At 70.1% G+C, this 22,698-nt stretch carries 20 protein-coding genes, 1 tRNA gene and 1 riboswitch; of the genes, 4 read left to right on the top strand and 17 right to left on the bottom strand.

Annotation, left to right across the window (positions count from 1 at the left end; translation table 11 throughout):
• Positions 1-162: 162 nt before the first annotated feature.
• Positions 163-945 (top strand): hypothetical protein, encoded by a 783-nt coding sequence (locus ACWD26_RS34940; protein WP_451276220.1) that lies wholly within the window; start codon positions 163-165, stop codon positions 943-945.
• Position 946: 1 nt separating this feature from the next.
• On the opposite strand, the gene ACWD26_RS34935 is transcribed toward ACWD26_RS34940, so the two are convergent.
• Positions 947-1,258, bottom strand: a complete 312-nt coding sequence (locus tag ACWD26_RS34935) for a hypothetical protein (RefSeq protein WP_451276148.1) — start codon at positions 1,256-1,258, stop codon at positions 947-949.
• A 103-nt stretch (positions 1,259-1,361) separates the two neighbouring features.
• Here ACWD26_RS34935 and ACWD26_RS34930 point away from each other — a divergent pair, with 103 nt between their 5' ends.
• Positions 1,362-1,592, top strand: coding sequence for a DUF4287 domain-containing protein (locus tag ACWD26_RS34930; RefSeq protein WP_045556307.1), 231 nt, complete (start codon positions 1,362-1,364; stop codon positions 1,590-1,592).
• A gap of 162 nt (positions 1,593-1,754) precedes the next feature.
• Here the strand turns inward: ACWD26_RS34930 and ACWD26_RS34925 are convergent, their stop codons facing one another.
• Both ACWD26_RS34925 and ACWD26_RS34920 read right to left on the bottom strand, forming a co-directional pair.
• The gene (locus tag ACWD26_RS34925; protein WP_451276146.1) at positions 1,755-2,636 is read right to left on the bottom strand and encodes a Bax inhibitor-1/YccA family protein; all 882 of its coding nucleotides are present in this window, start codon (positions 2,634-2,636) and stop codon (positions 1,755-1,757) included.
• Between the two features lie 372 nt (positions 2,637-3,008).
• Positions 3,009-3,091 (bottom strand) — tRNA-Leu (locus tag ACWD26_RS34920).
• Between the two features lie 489 nt (positions 3,092-3,580).
• Here ACWD26_RS34920 and ACWD26_RS34915 point away from each other — a divergent pair.
• Complete coding sequence (locus ACWD26_RS34915) at positions 3,581-4,351, top strand: ABC transporter ATP-binding protein (RefSeq protein WP_451276144.1); 771 nt, start codon at positions 3,581-3,583, stop codon at positions 4,349-4,351.
• Between the two features lie 172 nt (positions 4,352-4,523).
• Positions 4,524-7,061 carry an ABC transporter permease gene (locus ACWD26_RS34910; protein ID WP_451276142.1) on the top strand — a complete coding sequence of 846 codons (2,538 nt, stop codon included), beginning with the start codon at positions 4,524-4,526 and terminating at the stop codon, positions 7,059-7,061.
• Positions 7,062-7,224: 163 nt separating this feature from the next.
• Here ACWD26_RS34910 and ACWD26_RS34905 read toward each other — a convergent pair whose 3' ends face one another.
• The 14 genes from ACWD26_RS34905 to ACWD26_RS34840 all read right to left on the bottom strand — a co-directional run bounded on the left by ACWD26_RS34905 (position 7,225) and on the right by ACWD26_RS34840 (position 22,688).
• Positions 7,225-8,529 (bottom strand): class I SAM-dependent methyltransferase, encoded by a 1,305-nt coding sequence (locus tag ACWD26_RS34905; RefSeq protein WP_451276140.1) that lies wholly within the window; start codon positions 8,527-8,529, stop codon positions 7,225-7,227.
• A 327-nt stretch (positions 8,530-8,856) separates the two neighbouring features.
• Positions 8,857-10,239: an NAD(P)/FAD-dependent oxidoreductase gene (locus ACWD26_RS34900; RefSeq protein ID WP_451276138.1), complete on the bottom strand. Its 1,383-nt coding sequence runs from the start codon at positions 10,237-10,239 to the stop codon at positions 8,857-8,859.
• Between the two features lie 493 nt (positions 10,240-10,732).
• The gene (locus ACWD26_RS34895) at positions 10,733-11,674 is read right to left on the bottom strand and encodes a Ppx/GppA phosphatase family protein (protein ID WP_451276136.1); all 942 of its coding nucleotides are present in this window, start codon (positions 11,672-11,674) and stop codon (positions 10,733-10,735) included.
• Entirely contained in the window at positions 11,671-12,285 is a 615-nt protein-coding gene (locus ACWD26_RS34890) for a DUF501 domain-containing protein (RefSeq protein WP_451276134.1), read from the bottom strand. The genes ACWD26_RS34895 and ACWD26_RS34890 overlap by 4 nt, the downstream gene beginning before the upstream one ends.
• Before the next feature lie 58 nt (positions 12,286-12,343).
• Positions 12,344-12,826 carry an FtsB family cell division protein gene (locus ACWD26_RS34885; RefSeq protein WP_451276132.1) on the bottom strand — a complete coding sequence of 161 codons (483 nt, stop codon included), beginning with the start codon at positions 12,824-12,826 and terminating at the stop codon, positions 12,344-12,346.
• Between the two features lie 131 nt (positions 12,827-12,957).
• Complete coding sequence (gene eno / locus ACWD26_RS34880; protein WP_451276130.1) at positions 12,958-14,238, bottom strand: phosphopyruvate hydratase; 1,281 nt, start codon at positions 14,236-14,238, stop codon at positions 12,958-12,960.
• A 365-nt stretch (positions 14,239-14,603) separates the two neighbouring features.
• On the bottom strand, positions 14,604-15,308 hold the full coding sequence (locus ACWD26_RS34875; RefSeq protein WP_451276128.1) for a transglycosylase family protein: 705 nt from the start codon (positions 15,306-15,308) through the stop codon (positions 14,604-14,606).
• Positions 15,309-15,312: 4 nt separating this feature from the next.
• Positions 15,313-15,512, bottom strand: a riboswitch (cyclic di-AMP (ydaO/yuaA leader).
• 183 nt (positions 15,513-15,695) lie between these two features.
• Entirely contained in the window at positions 15,696-16,784 is a 1,089-nt protein-coding gene (locus ACWD26_RS34870) for a transglycosylase family protein (protein ID WP_451276126.1), read from the bottom strand.
• Positions 16,785-16,910: 126 nt separating this feature from the next.
• The gene (locus ACWD26_RS34865) at positions 16,911-18,239 is read right to left on the bottom strand and encodes a cytochrome P450 family protein (RefSeq protein ID WP_451276124.1); all 1,329 of its coding nucleotides are present in this window, start codon (positions 18,237-18,239) and stop codon (positions 16,911-16,913) included.
• The gene (locus tag ACWD26_RS34860) at positions 18,236-18,799 is read right to left on the bottom strand and encodes a hypothetical protein (protein ID WP_451276122.1); all 564 of its coding nucleotides are present in this window, start codon (positions 18,797-18,799) and stop codon (positions 18,236-18,238) included. Before ACWD26_RS34860 ends, ACWD26_RS34865 begins: the two co-directional genes overlap by 4 nt.
• Before the next feature lie 82 nt (positions 18,800-18,881).
• Positions 18,882-19,022, bottom strand: a complete 141-nt coding sequence (locus ACWD26_RS34855; protein WP_451276120.1) for a hypothetical protein — start codon at positions 19,020-19,022, stop codon at positions 18,882-18,884.
• A 190-nt stretch (positions 19,023-19,212) separates the two neighbouring features.
• The gene (locus ACWD26_RS34850; protein ID WP_451276119.1) at positions 19,213-20,229 is read right to left on the bottom strand and encodes a nucleoside triphosphate pyrophosphohydrolase; all 1,017 of its coding nucleotides are present in this window, start codon (positions 20,227-20,229) and stop codon (positions 19,213-19,215) included.
• Between the two features lie 110 nt (positions 20,230-20,339).
• Positions 20,340-21,008, bottom strand: a complete 669-nt coding sequence (locus ACWD26_RS34845) for a SurA N-terminal domain-containing protein (protein ID WP_451276117.1) — start codon at positions 21,006-21,008, stop codon at positions 20,340-20,342.
• 186 nt (positions 21,009-21,194) lie between these two features.
• On the bottom strand, positions 21,195-22,688 hold the full coding sequence (locus ACWD26_RS34840; protein ID WP_451276218.1) for a protein kinase domain-containing protein: 1,494 nt from the start codon (positions 22,686-22,688) through the stop codon (positions 21,195-21,197).
• Positions 22,689-22,698 lie beyond the last annotated feature (10 nt).

Genomic DNA, 22,698 nt, shown 5'->3' with positions numbered 1-22,698 from the left:
GGAGAGCGATTTACGCAGGTCAGAGCCGTTTCACCACCAAACATGGGCGCGAAGTCCTGTCCGTTTCGTGATGTTACGCACTGACAGCTGGTTAGTCCGCCCTTCAAGCTGATGTAGGAAGTCGGGGGTCGACTTTGAACCGGGAGTACGTCAGTGAGCGCCATGCCGATCGCCTTGCTGCTCACCACGGCCGCCACCGCCGCCGTGGGCGTCGCCGTCCTGCGCACCCTCAGCGGGCTGCGCCGACAGGTCGCTGCCTTGCGCACCGAGCTCGCCGAGAGCCGGGCCTCCGGTGCGCGCGCCCTGGTACCGGCCGCCCGGCCGCCCGCCGACACGGAGGAGATACGCGCCGCCGTCGCCGAGGCGCTCGCCGAGGAGCGGGAGCGTGAGCTCGCCGAGGCGCGGGCGTTCTGGGCCGCCCAGGAGTCCCGTGACGTCACCGACACGCCCTCCCTGCTGGGTCTGCCCGACAGTGAGCTGTTCCTGCCCCGGCAGTCCGATTTCGCGGGTCTGGAGCACCTGGAGCCTGTGATCGAGCCCAGTCTCGAGGGCGACGAGTTCGCCGGGGAGTCCGCGGAGCTGGCCGCGGCCCGCCGCCGCCACCCCTCGCACCCCGATTTCGTGCCGGTGCAGTCACCTGTCACCAACGACCACGAGCGCACGGTCGCCTGCCTGGAGGACCTCGCCGCCTCCCGTACCGAGCTGGCCGACGTCCGCCCCGGTCCCCTCGGCACCCTCGACGTCTACGTCTTCGCCGACGGCACCACCCTCTGCATGACCCCCGGCCACCGCGAAACCGCCGAACGCCTGGCCGCGGCCCTCCAGGCCGGGGACACCCCCGTCCTCCTGGGCGGCTCCGGCATATCGGGCGCGTACACCCTCACCTTCGAGTGCGGCGACGACATGGTCTACATCCTCGCCGACAGGGTGATCGCGTCCCTCTGACTCACACTCCGGCCCGCCGCTGGGCCTCCTCCACCAGCGCCACCGCCTCCGCCAGCTCCCGCTCGTCCGCCAGGGCCAGTGCGAGATCGTTTCCGGCGACCATGACCTGATCAGCCGCCGCGAACATCCCCGCGTCCGGCATCTCCCGAGCGGCGGTGTCCGGGGACTCCAACCGCTGGGCACGCAGTGCCAACTCCCTGGCCAGCCCCAGTGCCTCCGCGGCAGCGCCCCGCTGCAGCCGGCTCTGCGGAGCGGCCCGCAACCGGTCGGCGAAATGGTCCACGGCACGGGTCAACGGCGTCGTATCAAGCACGCCGCGAGCGTACGCGCCCCGGCCTGACTGTTGCCAACAGGCCGCCACTCAGGCAACGTGACCTGAAGGACCGGCTTACATTCCCTTTCGTCCGGAGGCGCCGATGTCCCAAGTCTTCTCCGAGGAGACCCATCGCAATCTGCTCGCCCGCATCCCCCACTGCACCGGTCGTGAAGTCTCCGACTGGCTCCGCAAAGTCGACGAAGGCCCCGCTCTCTTCAATTTCGAGGAGAAGGTCAGCTGGCTCCGGCACGAGTACGACCTCGCGTACGGCCACGCCAAAGCGATCATCCATGAGTACGACCTGAGGAGGGCCGCGCGAAAGCTGCTCTGACGGGGACGTTCGGGCAGCCGAGAACCGAGAAGGGCCCGCAAACCGTCCGGTTCGCGGGCCCTTCGACCGTTGTCACGTTGTCACCGCGCCGTGGCCCCGGATGGGGGCCGGTGGCCCCGGTGGGGGCCGGTCACGCGGTTCCCCGCGCCCTTACAGGGCGCCCTAGTCGTCGCCGCTGAAGATGGCGACCAGGCGGAGCATCTCGACGTAGATCCACACGAGGGTCATGGTCAGGCCGAACGCGGCCAGCCAGGCCTCCTCGCGCGGGGCGCCGTAGGCGATGCCATCCTGGATCTGCTTGAAGTCGAGGGTCAGGAAGAACGCGCCGAGCAGGATCGCCAGGATGCCGACGATCGCGCCGAGCGGGCCCATGCTGCGCAGTCCGCCGTCGGGAGCGAGCCCGAAGACGACCAGCAGCAGGTTGACCGCCATGACGAGGATGAAGGCGATCGCGATGGTCATGCCGATACGGGCGTACCGCGCGGTGACCCGGATCCAGCCCGCCTTGTAGACCAGGAGGGTGGCGCCGGAGACGGCCATCGTGCCGAGCACCGCCTGGAAGGGCGCGCCGCTCCACTGCGAGTTGAACATCTCGCTGAGCACACCGAGGAAGACACCCTCGAAGGCGGCGTACGTCAGGATCAGCGCGGGCGAGGCCTTGCGCTTGAAGGACTGCACCATCGCCAGGACGAAGGCGATGAGCGCGGCGCCGATGGCCAGGCCGTAGCTCGTGGGCGACACCGGCAGGAGGGCCCAGGCGAGGACCGCGCCGACGACGACCGTGCCGAGCGTCATGGCCGAGCGCATGACCACGTCGTCCATGGTCATGGCGCCCGTGCGGGCCGGGGCCTGCGGCGGGACGCCGTGCTGCACGTCCTGCTGGGCGTACGGGTTCGTCGCGTACGGGTTGCCACCCTGCTGGGCGTAGGGGTTGCCCTGGGTGCCGACAGCTGCTCCCCCGGCCTGCGGCGCGGTGTTGAAGCCCGCGTAGCCGTTGTCGCGGCTGAACCCCCGTCGCGAGAAGACCGGGTTGCTGCTCCTCATTTCACTCCTCCATGGCCACCCTGCGTGGCCTTGGCTCAAGAGTAATAGGTAGGCAAAGGATTGACTCTAGTGCTTGGGGAGGATCTTTCCCTTGCCCTGACATCGAACACGCTACGCGTCTCCCTGATTCCCCGCCCCACCCCCCTCAACCCATGACCAACCCGGTACAAGCCCGCGACCCGCCGGAGATCAAGGAAGCGACCGGGAGCTTCTCGGCGATGCCGGGCGCTCAGATGCCGGGCGCTCAGATCCCGAGCGCCCCGGATGCCGGGCGCCCCCGCCGCGCGCCCGGATGTCGAGCGCGGGTCGCCTGGAAGAGGGGCGAGGAGAGGCGTACGGGTGTGTGGGGAAATGTTCGACGTTGGTCGGAGGTGCCCGGAACCGGACTTGAACCGGTACGCCCGCGAGGGGCAGCGAGGTTTAAGCTCGCCGTGTCTGCATTCCACCATCCGGGCAGGCCATGGGCTCCGCGCTGAGGCTCTGAGCCTATCGGGAGGCTTCCCCCGAACAGTCGGCGAGCGGACCGATGTTGTCTTATTTTATTGACGTCTGAGGGTGCATCAGCCCACGGAACACGCCATCCGCACTTGCCAGTAGCCTTTCGGACGGCACGGCCGGGTGTATGCGGAATGACGGAATTTCACCGCCCGAACGAGCGGACCCACCGGCAGCACGCGCGGTGACGCGGTGACTCGTGTCGGTCATGGCGCCCCGGAGACCCGGTCAAGGCCCGCCGTCATACCCAGGTATGACGCGACGCCCCACCGTCCGTCAGAAGTCTGCCCCCGGAACCAGAACAGCGGCTGACTACACCGCGCCCTTCCGTCGGGACGATGGAGGCATCCGAAACGAACGGCCTCCGGCACGCCCCTCGGCACCCCGCCGACGCGCCCGGCCGTCCCTCGTACGCCCCAAACGCCGTCGTCCGACAGGAGTTCCCACCCGTGACCACCACTCCCCTCGCCGACCGGGCCACCGCCGTGGCCGCCCGTGCCACGGATCTGTCGAAGGTCTACGGACAGGGCGAGACCCGGGTGGTCGCCCTGGACCAGGTCACCGTCGACTTCCGACAGGCCCAGTTCACCGCGATCATGGGTCCCTCCGGGTCCGGCAAGTCCACGCTGATGCACTGCGTGGCGGGTCTGGACACCTTCTCGGCCGGCTCCGTCCGCATCGGTGAGACCGAGCTGGGCTCGCTGAAGGACAAGCAGCTGACCAAGCTCCGCCGGGACAAGATCGGCTTCATCTTCCAGGCGTTCAACCTGCTGCCGACGCTGACGGCGCTGGAGAACATCACCCTCCCGATGGACATCGCGGGCCGCAAGCCGGACAAGCAGTGGCTGGACACCGTGATCGGGATGGTGGGCCTGGCCGACCGGTTGAGCCACCGGCCCGCGCAGCTCTCCGGCGGCCAGCAGCAGCGCGTGGCCGTGGCACGGGCGCTCGCCTCACGGCCGGACATCATCTTCGGCGACGAGCCGACCGGAAACCTCGACTCGCGTTCGGGCGCCGAGGTGCTGGGCTTCCTGCGCAACTCCGTACGGGAGTTGGGGCAGACCGTGGTGATGGTGACGCACGACCCGGTGGCGGCGGCGTACGCGGACCGGGTCATCTTCCTCGCCGACGGGCGCATCGTGGACGAGATGCACGAGCCGACGGCGGATTCCGTCCTGGACCGGATGAAGAGGTTCGACAGCAAGGGGCGCACGAGCTAGGGGAGTTCGCCCCCGCCCCGCCCCCGTACCCGTCCCCTCCCAGGGGGACCGCCCCATCGACCCCGACTGTCCTGAGGGCCGCGCCCCCCGGACCCCCATCGGCCTTCGGCCTCGTCCTCAATCGCCGGACGGGCTGATTCGTGTGCCCCGACCCCGAAACAGGGACCCCTTCATGTTCCGTACCGCCCTGCGCAACGTGCTCTCGCACAAGGCCAGGCTTCTCATGACCGTGCTCGCGGTGATGCTCGGCGTCGCCTTCGTGTCCGGCACGCTGGTCTTCACGAACACCATCTCGGACGCCTTCCAGAAGAGCTCGGCCAAGGGCTTCGACCATGTGGACGTCGCGATCGAGCCGGGGTACCGGCCGGACGAGGGCGACAGTGTCACCGAGCAGCCGAAGCTGACCCCGGAGCTGCTGAGGAAGGTCGAGCGGGCGCCCGGCGCCGAGTCGGCGATCGGTGCGGTGAGCGGGTTCACCGCGCTCGCCGGCAAGGACGGCAAGCTGGTCGGCGGCGGCTTCCAGTCGCAGGGCGGCAACTACTGGGGGACCGACGACCCCCGGTATCCGATCCGGGAGGGCCGTGCGCCCCTGGGCGAGAACGAGATCGCCATCGACGCGCGGACCGCCGAGCGGGCCGGGTACAAGGTGGGCGACACCGCCCGGATGTCCGTCGACGGCCCGGTCCTCACCCCGACCATCACCGCGATCTTCACGACGGACGACGGCAATGTCGCGGCAGGTGGCAGCCTCGCCCTGTTCGCCACGCCGACCGCGCAGAAGCTCTTCCACATGGAGGGCGAGTACGACGCGATCAACGTGACGGCGGCGCCCGGCACCAGCCAGGCCCAGCTGCAGAAGGCCATCGACAAGATCCTCCCCGAGGACACCGCCTCCACCATCACCGGACAGCAGCTCGCCGACCAGCAGGCCATACAGATCGCCGACCAGATGAGCGGCATGAAGAACGCGCTGCTGGTCTTCGCCGGGATCGCCCTGTTCGTGGGCACCTTCATCATCGCCAACACCTTCACGATGCTCGTCGCCCAGCGCACCAAGGAGCTGGCGCTGATGCGCGCGGTGGGCGCCTCCCGCCGCCAGGTGACGCGGTCCGTGCTGCTCGAGGCGTTCGTGGTGGGCATGGTCGCCGCGGTCACCGGTCTCGCCGCCGGTGTCGGCATCGGGGCCGGGATGCGGGACCTGATCGGCACCCTCGGCGAGACCGTCCCCGAGGGCCCGCTGGTGGTCTCCCCCGGCACGGTCGCCACCGCCCTGCTCGTCGGCGTACTGATCACCATGCTGGCCGCCTGGCTGCCGGGCCGCCGCGCGGCGAAGATCCCACCGGTCGCCGCGATGGGCAGCGTGCACGCCAAGGCCACGACCAAGTCCCTCGTCGTACGGAACACGATCGGCGGGCTGTTCGCCGGCGTGGGCATCGCCACGGTCCTGTACGCCACCACCATGGACGGCTCGGACGGCCAGGCCCCGATGGGCATCGGCGCGGTGCTCCTGATCATCGGCGTCTTCGTCCTGACGCCGCTGCTCTCCCACCCGCTGATCGCGGCCGCCGCCCCGCTCATGCGTGTCTTCGGGGTCTCCGGCAAGCTCGCCCGGCAGAACTCCGTACGCAATCCGCGTCGCACGGCCGCCACCGCCTCGGCGCTGATGATCGGCCTGACGCTGATCACCGGTATGACGGTGATGGCGGGCAGTCTGCAGAAGTCCATCGACAAGATGGCGGCCGACGCGATCAAGGCGGACTACGTCGTCTCCATGGCCAACGGCAACTACCTCTCCCCGGACGTGGAGAAGAAGCTCTCCGCCGCCGAGGGCGTCACCGACGTCTCGCCGCTGCGCAACGCCGAGTCCCGCATCGGCGGTGAGACCGAGTACCTCACCGGCGTCAACGGCTCGGCCATCGGGAAGCTCACCGACCTCCCCGTCGAGGACGGGACGTTCAAGGTGGGCGGCACGGACGTCGTCGTGGACGCGGACACCGCCGCCCGGCGCGGCTGGAAGGCCGGCTCACAGATCACCGCGGGGTTCCAGGGCGGCGAGAAGGAGAAGCTGACGGTCTCCGGGATCTACGAGAACAACGAACTCATCCGGGGCATCCTCCTGGACAACGCCACGCTGACCGAGCGGCTGCCGGCCTCCGCCGACCCGGCCGACATGATGGTCATGGTCAAGACCTCGGCCGGTGCCTCCGACACCGTCAAGGACCGCCTGGAGCAGGCACTCGGCGAGAACCCGGCGATCAAGATCCAGGACCGGCAGGACCTCTCCGACGACGTCGCGAGCATGTTCACGCTGATGCTGAACATGCTGTACGGCCTGCTGGCCATGGCCGTGATCGTCGCCGTCCTCGGTGTCATCAACACCCTGGCCATGTCGGTCTTCGAGCGCTCCCAGGAGATCGGCATGCTCCGCGCGATCGGCCTCGACCGGCGGGGCATCAAGCGGATGGTCCGGCTGGAGTCCCTCGTCATCTCCCTCTTCGGCGGCGTCCTCGGCATCGGTCTCGGCGTCTTCTTCGGCTGGGCCGCCGGCGAACTCCTCGCCAGCAGTCTGCCGACGTACGAACTGGTCCTGCCCTGGGCGCGGATGGCCGTCTTCCTCCTCCTGGCCGCCACGGTCGGCATCCTGGCCGCCCTGTGGCCGGCCCGCCGCGCGGCGAAGCTGAACATGCTGGCGGCGATCAAGTCGGAGTAGCCGCGCGGGAGGCGTGACAGCAGACGAGTGGGCCCCCGTTCCGCACCGGAACGGGGGCCACTCACACTCACGTGCACGAGGCTCTGCCAGGGCCGCTCATGGACCCGCGCACGGAGCCTCGCCGCACGCCCGTGCAGGGCCGCTCACGCCCCCGTACGGGCGGTCAGGCACCCCAGGTCCGGGCCCTGAGCGGCAGCCCCGACGCACCCCCTTCCGGGGCCCGTACGGCCAGTACCTGGTTGATGCCGAGGCGGTTGCGTTCGAAGCCGAGGGCGGAGGCGGCCATGTAGAGGCGCCAGACGCGGGCCCGGCCGGCGCCGACGAGGTCGACGGCCTGGGCCCACCGCTCTTCCAGGTTGGTGCCCCAGGCCCGCAGGGTGAGGGCGTAGTGCTCGCGCAGGGACTCCACGTCGCGGACCTCGAACCCGGCGCGTTCGAGCAGGGTGACGGTGGTGCCGACGGGGGCGAGTTCGCCGTCCGGGAAGACGTACGCGTCGATGAACCCGTCGACGGAGTACGTGTTCTCGTCGCGCTGCGGCCGCCGTGAGATCTGGTGGTTGAGCAGCCGGCCGCCGGGGGCGAGCAGCCGGTACAGGTGCTGGGCGTACTCCAAGTACCGGTCGGCGCCGACGTGTTCGGCCATGCCCACGGAGGAGATCGCGTCGTAGGGCCCGTCGACGACGTCCCGGTAGTCCTGGACGCGGATCTCGACGCGGTCGGTGAGACCCTCGTCGGCGACCCGTTTACGGGCGTACGCGGCCTGCTCCTGGGAGAGGGTGACGCCGACGACGTGGGCGCCGTACTCCCGGGCGGCGTGGACGGCCATGGAGCCCCAGCCGCAGCCGACGTCGAGGAGCCGTGTGCCCGGGGTCAGGTCGAGTTTGCGGCAGATGAGGTCGAGTTTGTCGTACTGGGCGGCTTCGAGGGTGGTGCTGCCGTCGCCGGCCGACCAGTAGGCGCAGGAGTACACCATCGACGGGCCGAGGACGAGCTCGTAGAAGTCGTTGCCCACGTCGTAGTGGTGGCTGACGGCCCGTCTGTCGGTGCGTCTGGTGTGCAGGTGACGAGTGGCGCGGACCTCCTCGCGGGGCGGTTCGGGCGGGAGGAGGACGGCGGGCCCGGCCAGCTTCAGCAGGCCCTTGACGGCAGCCCGTACGTCCGGGTCGCGCAGGGCGTCGGCGAGGCTCCGGGCGTCCTCGTCCCGCTCCCACACATGTCCGGCCATCAGATCCAGTACGGCGTACAGGTCGCCGTCGATGCCGAGGTCGCCGGCGACCCATGCGCGGGCGAGGCCCAGTTCGCCGGGCTTCCACAGCAGCCGGCGCAGGGCCCTGCGGTTCCGTACCACCAGTGCGGGGGCCTGAGGGGGGCCGGCCTCCGAACCGTCCCATGCCCGCAGCCGGAGCGGGAGCGGGGCCCCCAGCATCTGCTCGAACAGGGTCTTCAGCCGCGACGCGGCGTCCTGCATGGCGCACACCTCCGTGACAAGAGATCCCGGAATGTCCAACGCCAACGTAATCACCTGCGGGGCTGCGCCCTATTCCCGCGGGGAGGTGTGTTGTTCGGCTGCGGGTGGTGGGTGGTTGCTCGCGCAGTTCCCCGCGCCCCCAAAAACGAAAAGCACGGGGCGCAGCCCCTGCTCTTCAGGGGCGCGGGGAACTGCGCGAGCAACCCCCACCCACCCGCACCCGCCGAACGAATCCCACCCCCGAGCTCTCACGCGAACGCCGAAGGACCCCCCGCACCACGGATGGCGGGAGGTCCTTCGGGTCGAGCAGAGAGTGACCGAGAGGGGTCAGGAGGCCTTGGCCTTCTCCGCGGGCTTGCTCGCGGCAGCGACCGGCGCCGGCTTCGCCGCCTCGTAGAACTCCTCGCGCGGGGTCTCGATCGCGCCGAGGGAGACGACCTCGCGCTTGAGGAACATCGCGAGGGTCCAGTCGGCGAAGACGCGGATCTTGCGGTTCCAGGTCGGCATCGCCAGACCGTGGTAGCCACGGTGCATGTACCAGGCGAGACGGCCCTTGAGCTTGATCTTCATCTTGCCCATGACGATCATCGCGACGCCCTTGTGGAGGCCGAGGCCCGCCACCGCACCCTTGTTGGAGTGCGCGTACTCCTTCTGCGGGAAGCCCCGCATACCGGAGACCACGTTGTCGCCGAGGACCTTGGCCTGACGCAGCGCGTGCTGCGCGTTCGGCGGGCACCAGGCGTTCTCGACGCCGGCCTTGCGGGCGGCGACGTCGGGCACCTGCGCGTTGTCGCCGGCGGCCCAGATGTAGTCGGTGCCCTGGACCTGGAGGGTCGGGGCGGTGTCGACGTGGCCGCGGGGGCCGAGGGGCAGGCCGTAGCGGGAGAGGACCGGGTTCGGCTTGACGCCGGCGGTCCAGACGATCGTGTTGGAGTCGACCTCGAGGCCGTTCTTCAGCACGACGTGGCCGTCGACGCAGGAGTCCATGGAGGTGTTGAGGTAGACCTCGACACCGCGGCCCTCGAGGTGCTCCTTGCCGTAGAGGCCGAGCTTCGGGCCGACCTCGGGGAGGATCTTGTCGGCGGCGTCGACGAGCACGAAGCGCATGTCCTCACGGGACACGTTCTTGTAGTACTTCGCGGCGTCGCGGGCCATGTCCTCGACCTCGCCGATGGTCTCCGCGCCGGCGAAGCCACCGCCCACGAAGACGAAGGTCAGCGCCTTGCGGCGGACGTCCTCGTCGGTCGTGGAGTCGGCCTTGTCGAGCTGCTCGAGGACGTGGTTGCGCAGGCCGATGGCCTCCTCGATGCCCTTCATACCGATGCCCTGCTCGGCGAGGCCGGGGATCGGGAAGGTGCGGGAGACCGCGCCGAGCGCGATCACCAGGTAGTCGAAAGGCAGCTCGTACGCCTCGCCGACCAGCGGCGCGACGGTGGCGACCTTGCGGTCCTGGTCGATGGTGGTGACCCGGCCGGTGAGGACCTCCGCCTTGGGGAGCACGCGTCGCAGCGGGACGACGACATGCCGCGGGGAGATGCTGCCGGCGGCGGCTTCGGGGAGGAAGGGCTGGTAGGTCATGTACGACCGGGGGTCGACGACCGTGACGGTCGCCTCGCCGTAGCGCATCTTCTTGAGGATGCGCCGAGCTGCGTACAGGCCTACGTACCCACCGCCTACTACGAGGATCCTGGGACGCTCCGTGGTGCTCATGCCATCGAGTATGTACCCGCCGTCCGGGGGTCGCTCGTGCGCCCCTTCACAAGCTTACCCACACCCTCTGCTACACTGCGCGACCCTCGTGACGCACCCCATGGCGCCGACCGGGAACCCGACTGTACGACAGGTCGATGTCAAGGCCGCGTGAACTGCCGTTCCGGCCTCTCGGACCCCCTGAGGACACCCCGAACCGGCCCCCGATTTCACCCGGACGAGACCCTCGCGGGACCCCCTCCACGGCGCCCTGTTGACCCCCTGGAACCCCCGAAGGCTCTGCGGAGCCTCAAAAGGTCGCCCAACAGGGCCGATTCTCTTGTGAAGAACTTCACGAACTTTCCCGACGAGGGATCGACGAGGTGTGCCGGAGCACCCCTTGGGCGCGCTCATACGTTATCCGAACAGCTCAGGCGAGGCTACCGACGAGTAGTAAACACTCGCTCACAAGCCCCGCCGCACCGCTGGGAGAGCCCCGGAACCCGCCCGGAACCTACGCCACGGACCAGGCGATTCCGTCCAGGATGTCGTGTTCGCTCACCACGACCTCCGCCGCACCGATCCGGTCCATGATCGAGAGGAGGACGAGGGCGCCGGCGGCGATCACGTCCACCCGCCCCGGGTGCATCGACGGGACGGCCTCCCGCTCGGCGTGCGTGGACCGCAGCAGCCACTCGGTGATCTCCCGGACGCGCTCGTACGGGATCCGGGAGTGGTGGATGGCGACCGAGTCGTACGCGGGCAGGTCCTGGGCGATCGCGGACAGGGTCGTGACCGACCCGGCGAGCCCGACCAGCGTGTGCGCCTCGCGCAGCGGGACGTTCCGCTCGGCGAGGTCGAGGGCGGCCTCGATGTCGGCGCGGATCGCGTCGATCTGCTCCGGCCCGGGCGGATCGACGACGACGCCGTCCCGTACGAGGTGCCGCTCGGTCAGCCGTACGCAGCCGATGTCCACGGAACGGGCGCCGCGCACGTGGTCGTCACCGACGACGAACTCGGTGGAGCCGCCGCCGATGTCCACGACCAGGTAGGGCTTGGTGAGGTCGGCGCGTCCCTTCAGCTCCTTGGTCGCGCCGGTGAAGGAGAACTCGGCCTCCTGGTCGCCGGAGATCACCTCGGGCTCGACGCCGAGGATGTCCAGCACCCCGCGCACGAACTCGTCCCGGTTCTCGGCGTCGCGGGAGGCGGAGGTCGCGACGAAACGGATCCGCTCGGCGCCGTGCTCCTTGATGATTTCCGCGTACTCCCGGCAGGCCGCGAAGGTCCGCTCCAGCGCCTCGGGGGCCAGCCGGCCCGTACGGTCCACTCCCTGGCCGAGCCGGACGATGGTCATCCGGCGGTCCAGCTCGACGAGTTCACCCGTGGCCGGGTCGGCGTCGGCGACGAGGAGCCGGATGGAGTTCGTACCGCAGTCGACGGCGGCGACCCGGGTCACTTGCCGGCCTCCGTGGACTCGTCCTCGTCGAGGGGCTTGGCCGCGAAGTGGCCGGACTCGCCCTCGTCCACCTCCGTGCCCTCGCCGGCGGGCGGCGTGGACGGCACCACGCAGGGGCCCTTGGCCCACCACTCCGGCAGCATCTCGATCGCCTCGTCGCCCAGCGGGTTGACGCCCGGTCCGGCGGCGAGCGAATGCCCGACGAGGACATGCAGGCACTTCACGCGGTCCGGCATGCCGCCCGCGCTCGGGAAGCCCTCCAGGACCTCGATCGCGTCACGGCGGGCGATGTAGTCCTCATGGGCGGCGCGGTACGCGGCGGCCAGCTCGGGGTCCGTCGACAGCCGCTCCGTCATCTCCTTCATCACGCCGTTCGCCTCCAGCGTGCCGATCGCGGAGGCCGCACGCGGGCACGTCAGGTAGTACGTCGTGGGGAAGGGCGTCCCGTCCGGCAGGCGCGGTGCCGTCTCGACGACGTCCGGCTGTCCGCAGGGGCAGCGGTGCGCGATGGCGCGCAGCCCGCGCGGCGGGCGCCCGAGCTGCTGCTGGAAGGCCTCGACGTCGGCGTCGGTCGGCTCGGTGCGCGGGGTGGGCGGCGGAGGGGTCTGCATAACCTGCTACTCAAGTCCTCGGTGTGGCTCATCGGTTGACGGTCACGAAGGTGGCCGTTCAGCTGTCGGCGGCGTCGGCCTTGTCGACCCCGTCCCAGACGTTGCTGTACCAGGGGCGGTCGGCCGCCCCCTGTGTCGTACGGGACTGCTTCACCGCGTCCGGGTCGATCATGGTGTAGCCGGTCTCGCCCGGCATCACGTAGTGCAGCCGCTCCCGGATGCGCTGCTCGGCGTACGCGTCGTCCTGCCAGCGCGCCTTGAGGTCGCGCAGCTCCTCGACACGCTCGCGCGCCTCCTCGCGCTGCCGCTGCATGTCGGCGATCTCGGCGCGCTGGGAGACGTACTGCCTTATGGGATAGGCGAGCGCCACGATCATCGAGCAGAGGACGAGGGCGAGGAGCGCGGCCCGGCCGGTCAGCCGGGAGCGGCGGGCCTGGCGCTTGGTCTGGGAGCGGTAGACCCGGGCCGCCGTCTGCTCGCCGAGCACCTTCAGCCGGGTCGCGGTGGAGAAACGGTCCCGGTCCCGGTCCTTCACGGCCATGTCCCGCTTCCCCTTCCGCTTCTGCCTTCTCCTGCGCGCATGTGCGTACGTCCCCGCACACGGTACGGGACCGGTACGGGGACGTACGTACGACTGGCTCGGGCTCGGCCCTTAACGGGTCAGCCGACGGCTCAGCCCTTGAAGCGCGGGAAGGCGCTGCGGCCCGCGTACACCGCGGCGTCGTCGAGGATCTCCTCGATGCGCAGGAGCTGGTTGTACTTGGCGACGCGGTCCGAGCGGGCCGGGGCGCCGGTCTTGATCTGACCGCAGTTCACGGCGACGGCGAGGTCGGCGATGGTGACGTCCTCGGTCTCGCCGGAGCGGTGGGACATCATGCACTTGAAGCCGTTGCGCTGGGCCATCTCGACGGCGTCCAGGGTCTCGGTCAGCGAACCGATCTGGTTGACCTTGACCAGCAGGGCGTTGGCCGCGCCCTCCTCGATGCCGCGGGCCAGGCGCTCGGGGTTGGTGACGAACAGGTCGTCGCCGACGATCTGGACCTTGTCGCCCAGCTTGTCGGTGATGATCTTCCAGCCGGCCCAGTCGTCCTCGAACAGCGGGTCCTCGATGGAGACGAGCGGGTACGCCTCGACGAGCTCGGCGTAGTACTCGGTCATCTCGGCGGCGGAGCGCTCCTTGCCCTCGAAGACGTAGGAGCCGTCCTTGTAGAACTCGGAGGCGGCGACGTCGAGCGCCAGGGCGATCTGCTCGCCGGGGGTGTAGCCGGCCTCCTTGATGGCCTCGAGGATGAGGTCGAGGGCGGCGCGGTTGGACTCCAGGTTCGGGGCGAAGCCGCCCTCGTCGCCGAGGCCGGTGGACAGGCCCTTGGTCTTCAGCACCTTCTTGAGGGTGTGGTAGACCTCGGCGCCCCAGCGCAGGGCCTCGGAGAAGGACTCCGCGCCGATCGGGGCGATCATGAACTCCTGGATGTCCACGTTGGAGTCGGCGTGCGAGCCGCCGTTCAGGATGTTCATCATCGGAACGGGCAGCAGGTGCGCGTTCGGGCCGCCCAGGTAGCGGAAGAGCGGGAGGTCGCTGGCCTCGGAGGCGGCGTGGGCGACGGCGAGGGAGACGCCGAGGATGGCGTTGGCGCCGAGGGAGCCCTTGTTGTCGGTGGCATCCAGGTCGAACATCGCCTGGTCGATCAGGCGCTGCTCGGTGGCGTCGTAGCCGACGAGCTCCGGGCCGATCTGCTCGATGACCGCGAGGACGGCCTTCTCGACGCCCTTGCCGAGGTAGCGGTTGGGGTCGCCGTCACGGAGCTCGATGGCCTCGAAGGCACCCGTGGAGGCGCCGGAGGGGACGGCGGCACGACCCGTGCTGCCGTCGTCGAGGCCGACCTCGACCTCGACCGTGGGGTTGCCTCGGGAGTCCAGGATTTCCCGGGCTACGACGACGTCGATGGACGGCACGAGCATCTCCTTCTTGGGATGTGACGCGATGGCGACTAGAGCCTAACCGCCACGGGGCCCTCGGTCCTCGACCGACCGCCCCATGGACAGACAGACGGTATCCATTGTTCCCACCCGGAACAAAGCCGTGGTGAACAGGAGAGGTGAACAGGAAGGGAAATGGGCCCCGCAGGAAGGAAAAAGCCCCGCCCCGGTGCGTACGGGGGAATGCGCACCGAGGCGGGGAGCCCGTGGGGACGGGGGGACGGCCCTCACGAGGTCTTCACTATGGAGGACACGGATGTGAGCGGGCTGTGGTTCAGCTGGGGAGCGGCCTGTTTTTCGGCCCAGCTCAGCCCGGCCACATCCGGTCCGGCCATGCAGGGTCAGCTCAGGTGGAGCTGCTGGCCCGGGTAGATGAAGTCGGCGTCGTCGATGATGTCCTTGTTCAGCTCGTAGAGCTTCTCCCAGCCACCCTTGACGTTCTTCTTCTCGGCGATGGCGCTGAGGGTGTCACCGCTGACGACCTTGTACTCGCCGTCACCCTTCTTGACCTTCTTGCCGGTCGGGGTCTCGACGGTGGCGCGCTCGGAGGAGCGGGAGGCGCGGGTCTCCTGAGTGCTCTTCTGGGTGCTCTCCTGCGAGGAGGAACCGGAGTTCGAGCCGGAGTTCGAGTTCGAGGAGCCACTGCCGGAGGCGGCGGCACCGCTGTACGAGGCACCGGACAGGCCCTTGCCGCAGACCGGCCAGGCGCCCTTGCCCTGACCCGCGAGGACCTTCTCGGCGATCTCGATCTGCTGCGCCTTGCTGGCCTGGTCGGCGGTGGAGGCGTACTTCGTACCGCCGTACCCGGCCCAGGTGGAGGCCGAGAACTGCAGACCGCCGTAGTAGCCGTTGCCGGTGTTGATGGACCAGTTCCCGCCGGACTCGCACTGGGCGACGGCGTCCCACTCGGAGGCGGTGGCGGCGGAGGCGCTGCCGGCGGCCATCAGCGGAGCCGCGACGGCGGCGGCGCCGGTGACACCGGCGACGGCGATGGCACGGGCGGCCTTGGACGGGCGGCGGTGCTTGCCCTTGCTGGAAAACAGCATGGAGTGATCCCCTCACCGACGCCTGCGAGGTGAGCTGTCGGGTTCGGGCCGGTTGAGTTGCCCGGCCGCGCTCGCTCGCCTTTCGGCTCACGTCGCGCGGCTTCACCCCGAGCCGGTTCCGGTCGTGCGACCCCGAAGGGCCTCAACTTCCGGACCCGGCACTTACCTTGGGTCCCCCGCTCCTGCCTACGGCGCTTGACGCGACGACTGTTCCCATACGGCCGTTGGCAGGATTCGGCGTGCCGACCGCAGGGGCCCGCTGTGGCGAGCGGTCACGACCGTAAACACGTGATTCGCCGAATTTCAAAGCCGATCAGGGGGTCTGTGATTCATCTCCCACCGAGATCAAATCGGGCATTCAGGGGCGAACCCCAACCCGAACTCCCGCTACTTTTCGCCCGTTTCGGCACCGACTTCGAGGGTCTGACCGGGAAGGATAAGGTCCGGGTCAGTTCCGACCGTGCCCTCGTTCTCGGCGTACAGCTCCCGCCACCCGCCGTCGAGTCCGAGCGAGTTCGCGATGCCCGTCAGATTGTCGCCCGCACGGACGGTGTACGAGCCCTCCACGGCCTCGCGGGCCGCGTCGCCGCCACGGGAGGCGTGACGGCCGGAGGGTGAGGAATCGGCGCGCGAGCCGTCGGCGGCGCCCGCACCCTCGGAGGCACTGGCGCCACGGTGACGACCGGCGCTGCTTTCACTGCCGTCGACCGTGGAGGAGCCGCCACTCTGAGACGAGTCGTCCGAGTTGTCGGTGCCGGACTTCGCGGAATCGTCGGAGTCGGCGCCCGAGGCGGCCTTGGTGGACCCTTCATTGACATGCGCGGACGATTCCGATGAATCGGATGATTCGCCAGAACCGCTGGAGTCAGCGGAGTCACCGGAGCCGCTGGAGCGCTTCGGATCGTTGGAGCCGGTGGAGTCGCCGGAGTCGGTGGAGTCGGTGGAGTCGGCGGAATCAGCCGACTTGGTCGATCCGGTCGATCCAGCCGAAGAAGACGAATCCGGCGAACCGGAGGAACTGGAAGTATTGGACGAACTGGAGGAATCGTCGGACTTCGTCCAGTCGCCCGCGCCCCCCGGGTCCACATCGGCGGAGCCGGAGTCGCCGGCGAGGTTGTGGAGCACGCCACAGGTGGACCAGACGCCGACGCCCTGGTCGGCGAGCACCCTCTCGGCGACCGCGATCTGCTGCGAACGGCTGGCCTGGTCGGCGCTCGTCGCGTAGTCGAGGCCGCCGTACGTCTCCCAGTTCTCCTGCGTCAACTGGAGGCCGCCGTAGCGCCCGTTGCCGGTGTCCGCGCTCCAGGAGCCGCCGCTCTCGCACTCCGCCACCTGGTCCCAGGTGGTTCCGCTGGCCGCGCTCGCGCCGGTGGCGCCGAGGAGTGGGATCGCGATGGCCGAGCCGGTCACCCCGGCCGCGACGAGGAGGGCCGGAGCCTGGCGGGGGCGACGGTGACGACCGGTCCCGGAGAGCATGCGGTTGCCTTTCACGCGACAGCAGTGACCTGCGCGAGGGATGTGGTGACTCCTTCGCACTGACGTGTGAACGTATCGACAGTTGATCAGTTGTCACAAGTCAATGCAGCGCAGATCACGTGAAGATCACAGACTTGAGGGTGTGTCATTTTCTGGCGTGGATCGGGGTACTGCTACGGGCCGCTCGCGCGGAGTGAATGCCACCGGAAGCGTGCGCAATCCACGCATGATGAGCCCGCCGCGCCACCTCAGATCAGCCGGGTCCGCCGCGAGTCGTAGGTCCGGGAGGCGGGTGAGGAGCGTGGCCAGGGCCGTCTGACCTTCGAGGCGGGCCAGGGGGGCGCCGAGGCAGTAGTGGATGCCGTGGCCGTAGCCGAGGTGCTGGTTGTCGCGGCGGGAGAGGTCGAGGGTGTCGGGGTCGTGGAAACGGGCCGGGTCACGGTCGGCCGCGGCGAGGACGACGAGGACGGGGTCGCCGGGGGCGATGGCCTGCCCGCCGATCGTGAGGGGCTGGGTGGCGAAGCGCCAGGTGGCGAGTTCGACGGGGCCGTCGTAGCGGAGGAGTTCCTCGACGCCGGTTTCGAGCAGCGTGGTCTCCCCGGCGACGAGGGATGCCTGGAGGCCGGCGCGCTGCTCGGGGTGGGTGAGGAGGGCGTACGTGCCGTTCCCGATGAGGTTGACGGTCGTCTCGAACCCGGCGAACAGCAGGATGAACGCCATCGCCGCGGCCTCGTTCTCGGTGAGGTGCTCACCGTGGTCGGAGGCGCGGATGAGCGCGGAGATGAGGTCTTCGCCGGGGGTCGGATGCTCGGTGAGACCGTCCCGTTTGCGGTGGATGAGGTCGGCGAGGTAGCCGCGCATCTTCTTCACCGATCGCGCGACGCCACCGCGGGGGCCGCCGCCGTGCCGGATCATCATCCCGGCCCAGTCCCTGAAGTCGTCCTGGTCCTCCCGGGGGACGCCGAGCATGTCGCAGATCGCGTAGATGGGGAGGGGGAAGGCGAACTCGTGGATGAGGTCGGCCTCGCCCTTCTGCGCGAACTGGTCGATGAGGTGGTCGGTGAGTTCCTGGACGCGGGGGGCGAACTCCGCGACCCGTCGGGGCGTGAACGCTTTGGAGACGAGGCGGCGGAGTCGCGTGTGATCCGGCGGATCGATGTTCAGCAGATGCGTCATCAACTCGGCCTTGCGCTCACCGGGGATGCCGGTCTTGCCCTTGGCGTGCGCGGGCTCGTCGTGGTGCGCCGGGTTCTTGGACAGGCGCGCGTCGGCGAGGGCCTGCTTGGCGTCGCCGTAGCGGGTGACCAGCCAGGCTTCCACCCCGCTGGGGAGTTGTGTGCGGTGCACGGGGGCGTGGTCGCGGAGCCAGGCGTACGCCGGGTAGGGGTTGGTGGCGAACTCCCAGGTGAAGAGGTCGGGGGGCGCCGCGGGGCCGGGGTGGGGCTGGTTGGTCACTCCCCGACGGTAGCCGGAGTCTCCGAGGTCCCGTCGAGTGCCGTCAGCGCACGCGGGTAACCCATGTCGGCGGCCTTGCGGCACCAGCGCCTGGCCTCGTCGAACGTGCCCTGTTTGTGCAACAGGACGGCAAGGCGATAGGCGGCATAGGAGTCGCCGGCCTCGTAGCCCTCCACGTACTGCGCGCACGCTTCCGTGAGCCGCCCCTGCTTCTCGAGTACGAGGCCGTGGTGGGCGCAGTCCAAGGGGTAGCCGTCGGTGTCCTCGAAGTGCTCTTCGGCTTCCGCCAAGGTCTGGGGCGGGTTCTGCGCGTGCTGCAGCATTTCCGCCGCCGTCCGGCTGCCCGCGTCCACCGCGCGTCGCAGCCAGGCCTGGGCCACCTCGCCCTCGTTCCACCTGAGGTGCCACCTGCCCATGCTCAGCGCGGCCTGGGCGTTGCCGAAAATGGTCGCGGTCAGGTAGAGATTCCACGCCTCGTCGTCGTCGCCGCTTCCGAACAACAGGTCACCCAGTTGGCGCGCGGCATCACTGTCACCGGTCTCGGCGGCCCTGCGCAGCACCGCTTGGCGCGCTCCCGGTGTACCCGTCCCGCCTCGCGCGCGGCGCTGACACTTCCGCTCTCCGCCGCGGCTTCCAGATACCTCAGTGCCCCGCTTCGTCCCCGGTGTGCAGCAGGTGCTCCGCCCACTCCTCGGCCGCCTGTGGGTGTCCCGCGTCCGCCGCCCTGCGCAGCAGTTCCTGCCGCTCGTCACCCCCTGTGCGCTCGGCCAAGGCGAAGATCAAGGGCGCTTCTCCCGCCTCGACACGCGTATGCAGCGCCGCCCGGGCCGCGTCCAGTACGGCTCCACGCCCAATCGGCGCACCTGCCTCGGCCTCGTCCGGCAACAGCCACACACCTCGTCCGGCACGGGTTCCAGGTCCTGCGCGGTCCACACACGCCCCCGCGTCGCAACCAGCCGTGAGGTCAACCGTACTAAGCGTCCAGTCCCTCGGCAGCCCGCACCGCGTCCCTGTAGGTCCGCGCCGCAGCCCTGAGGGCCGCCTCCGGATCGACGCCGGCGGCCTCCGCCCGCACCGCCAGCGCCAGGAGCTCGTATCCGGCGCCCTCGCCCGTGGGGAGGGGGACGTCCAGGCCTGCCGTCCGTACCCGTGAGGAGAGCTTGGCGGCGAGGGCGAGTCCCGGCTGGCCGAGGGGTATGCCGTCCGTCACCGACTCGCGCCGCTTCTCGACGGCCTTGGTGCGGAGCCAGTGGGCCTTGACCTCCTCCGGGGTGGTGGCCGTTTCGTCGCCGAAGACGTGGGGGTGGCGGTGGATGAGTTTGGTGACGATGCCGGCGGCGACGTCATCGATGGAGAAGGGGGTGTCGGGGTCGTCCTCGGCGATGCGGGAGTGGAAGACGACCTGGAGGAGGACGTCGCCCAGTTCCTCGCGGAGTTCGTCGCGGTCGCCCTCCTCGATGGCCTCGACGAGTTCGTAGGCCTCCTCGATGCCGTACTTGGCCAGGCCCTTGTGGGTCTGCTGGGAGGACCAGGGGCATTCGGCGCGGATCTGGTCCATGACCTGGACGAGGTCGAGGAGGCGGGCGCCGGGGAGGTCGTAGGAGGCGGGGAGGAGCTCCAGGGACGGCATGCGGACGCGGCCGGAGCCGGCGAGGCGGGCCAGGCCGTCGGTGAGGTGCGGTTCGCCCTCGGCGGTCGCCACGACGACCACCGTGCGGTCGCCGGCGCAGGTGTCGACCAGTTCCTCGGCCGTCGGGGTCGCCTGCTCGACCGTGATGCCGGCCTCGCGCAGATAGGGGAGCTGGGGGTGCGCCTCGTCCGCGCAGAGGACGCGGTCGGCCCCGTGGAGCGCTCGCCAGGCGGGCCAGGAGAGCAGGCCGGGCGCGACACGGTGGCTGGTGGTGAGCAGGACGACTCGGCCGGGGGCGGTCTCGTCGGCGGAGGCCGCGGCCGTGGTGTCGGGAGCGCCGTCGGGGCGGTTTGCGTTCACCCCACGAACGTAACCCACGTCACGGACGACCTCCGAAGTTATCCACAGGCCGGGAGGAAGGGTCGGTTCCTGCGCGGCGCGGCCGCCGACCCGCCCCCCGTCCGTGGTCGTTACGCCGGCTGCTGTGTGTCCGTGGCCGTGACCTGTCGCAGCCATGGTGTCTTAGCGTCCACGAGGCCCACCCGGCCGTTCTGGTCGACTCCCCAGCTGCCGTAGCGGGGGTTGAGGTCGACGTCGAGTTTCTTGGACGCCTCGGAGAGGGCCTGCCAGAAGACGGTGCCGCCTTGCGGCGTGTTCAGGTCGGCGCCGAGGGCGGTGGAGAGTTTCTGGACCTCGACGTCGCTGCGGAGGCTCTCTTCCAGCTGTTCGGGGGCGACGCTGTAGCGCTGCAGATAGGCCTGCTCCAGGGCTTCGGCGCCACCGGCGTCCGACTCCAGGTCGGAACGGTACTTCTGGACTTCCTTGCGGGTGACGGTCACGCCGGCGTCCGCGAGTGCCTGGTCGAGGACCTTCTCCAGGACCATGCCGTTGAGGGTGTTGCGGGTCAGGGCGCTGGTCTGGGCGACGACCTGCTGGTACTGGGCCTGGTCGGGGGTGGCGGCGCGCTGGGCCGCGCGCACTTCGTTCACCCGGTTCTCCAGTTGCGCGACGGTGATCCGGTCGCCGCCGACGACGGCCGCCGCGCCGGGATGCGCCTCGCTTCCGCAGGCGGTCAGGAGCGGGGCCGCGGCGGCGATCGCTGCGGAGAGGAGGAGCGCGGTGCGACGGCGGCGGTGCAAGTGGGCCTCCCGAGGAGATTGTGCGGCGGTGCACAAAGTCTTGCGGTGATCGATGTTAGGCAGTGGCCCTGCTCTCGGCCAGCCATTCGACCAACGATTCACACCGACTTCGGGCACCGCCCCGTGCCATGTCCGGCTCAGCCCACCCACACCACCGGTCCGCGCTCGCTTCGGCCGCCGTATGCGTCAGCCTCGTACCTGTCCCAGCCACTGCAGTGTGCGCCGGACCTCGGCTGCCAGCGGGTGGCCTGGGCCCCGCAGTCGTTCCACGTCGAGCAGCAGGCGGCCCAGGGTCTCGTGGGCGGCGCCTCGGTCGCCGAGGGCGAGGAGCAGGTGGCCTATGCGGCGGCGGACGTCGAGAGACAGCTCGGGGTCGCCGCCGACGTACTGGTTCTCGAAGTACGGCAGCAGCGAGCGGTACTCGGCGAGGGCCGCGGCCGGTTCTCCGAGCTGTTCGAGGCACTGGGCGGACTCGTAGCGGAAGCGCAGGGACTGCGGGTCGGCCTGGCCGGCCTCGGCGGCGCGCTCGTCGGCGAGGCGGCGCAGCTCCGGCAGGGCGCGGCGGTACTGGCCGTCGTCCATGAGGGTGGCCGCGTACTGCTTGCGCAGGGTGCGGACGACGGGTGAGTGCTCGCCGTGCTGGGCGGCGGCGGCCGGGAGGATCGCGCCGAGGATGTCGACGGCCTGGGTGATGCGGCCCTCGCCGAGGAGCCGCTTGACCTCGTCGACGGCGCCGGCCACGTCGGGCTTGTCGACCGCGGGCGCGGGGTCGGGTGCGGCGGAGGGCTGCGGCGCGGGGATGCGGGCGCGGTCCGGCCAGGGGGCGTGTGGGCGCAGGAAGGGGCGGGTGGGGTCGAGCGGGGAGCCGGTGGGCATGCCGCGCGCGGGGAGCAGCGGGAGGAGTTGCTCGTATGTCTCCTGTGCGGAGGACGGGCGGTGCTGCGGGTCCTTGGAGAGCAGCCGGAGGACCAGGGTCTCCAGGTTCTCCGGGACCTCGGGGCGCAGTCGGCGGACGGGGACGGGCGGCTCGTAGAGGTGGCGGTGGAGGACGCCGAGGGCCGTGGAGCCGGTGAACGGGACGTTACCGCTGAGCAGTTCGTGCATCAGCACACCGAGCGCGTACAGGTCGGTGTACGGGCCGACCGCGCCGCCCATGGCCTGTTCGGGGGCCATGTAGGCGGGGCTGCCGATGGGTGAGCCGGTGTGGGTCAGACGGGTGGTGTCGGTGTCCATGACGGAGGCGACGCCGAGGTCCAGGACGGTGACCGTGCCGTCCTGCTTGACCATCACGTTCCGTGGCTTGAGGTCGCGGTGGATGATCGGCACCGCGTGCACGGCGGACAGCACCGCGCACAGCTGGGCGGCGACCGACACCGTCCACTGCCACGGGTAGGGGTCGTGCTCGGCGAGGTGGTCGGCGAGGTCGGCCCCGTCGACGTACTGCATGACGAGGAACAGCTCCTCGCCCTCGCTGCCCGCGTCATGGACCGTGACCAGGCCGGGGTGGTCGACCTGGGCCGTGACGCGGCACTCGCGCACGAAGCGGCGGCGCAGTTCGTCGGCCTCCTGGCCCGCGACCTTGTCCGGGCGCAGCAGCTTCACCGCCACGCGCCGGTCGAGGCGCTGGTCGTACGCCGTCCACACCTGGCCCATGCCGCCCTGTCCGATGAGCGTGGACAGCTCGTAGCGG

The sequence above is a fragment of the Streptomyces sp. NPDC002787 genome (assembly GCF_053592095.1).
This window is presented reverse-complemented; position numbering and strand designations above follow the sequence as displayed.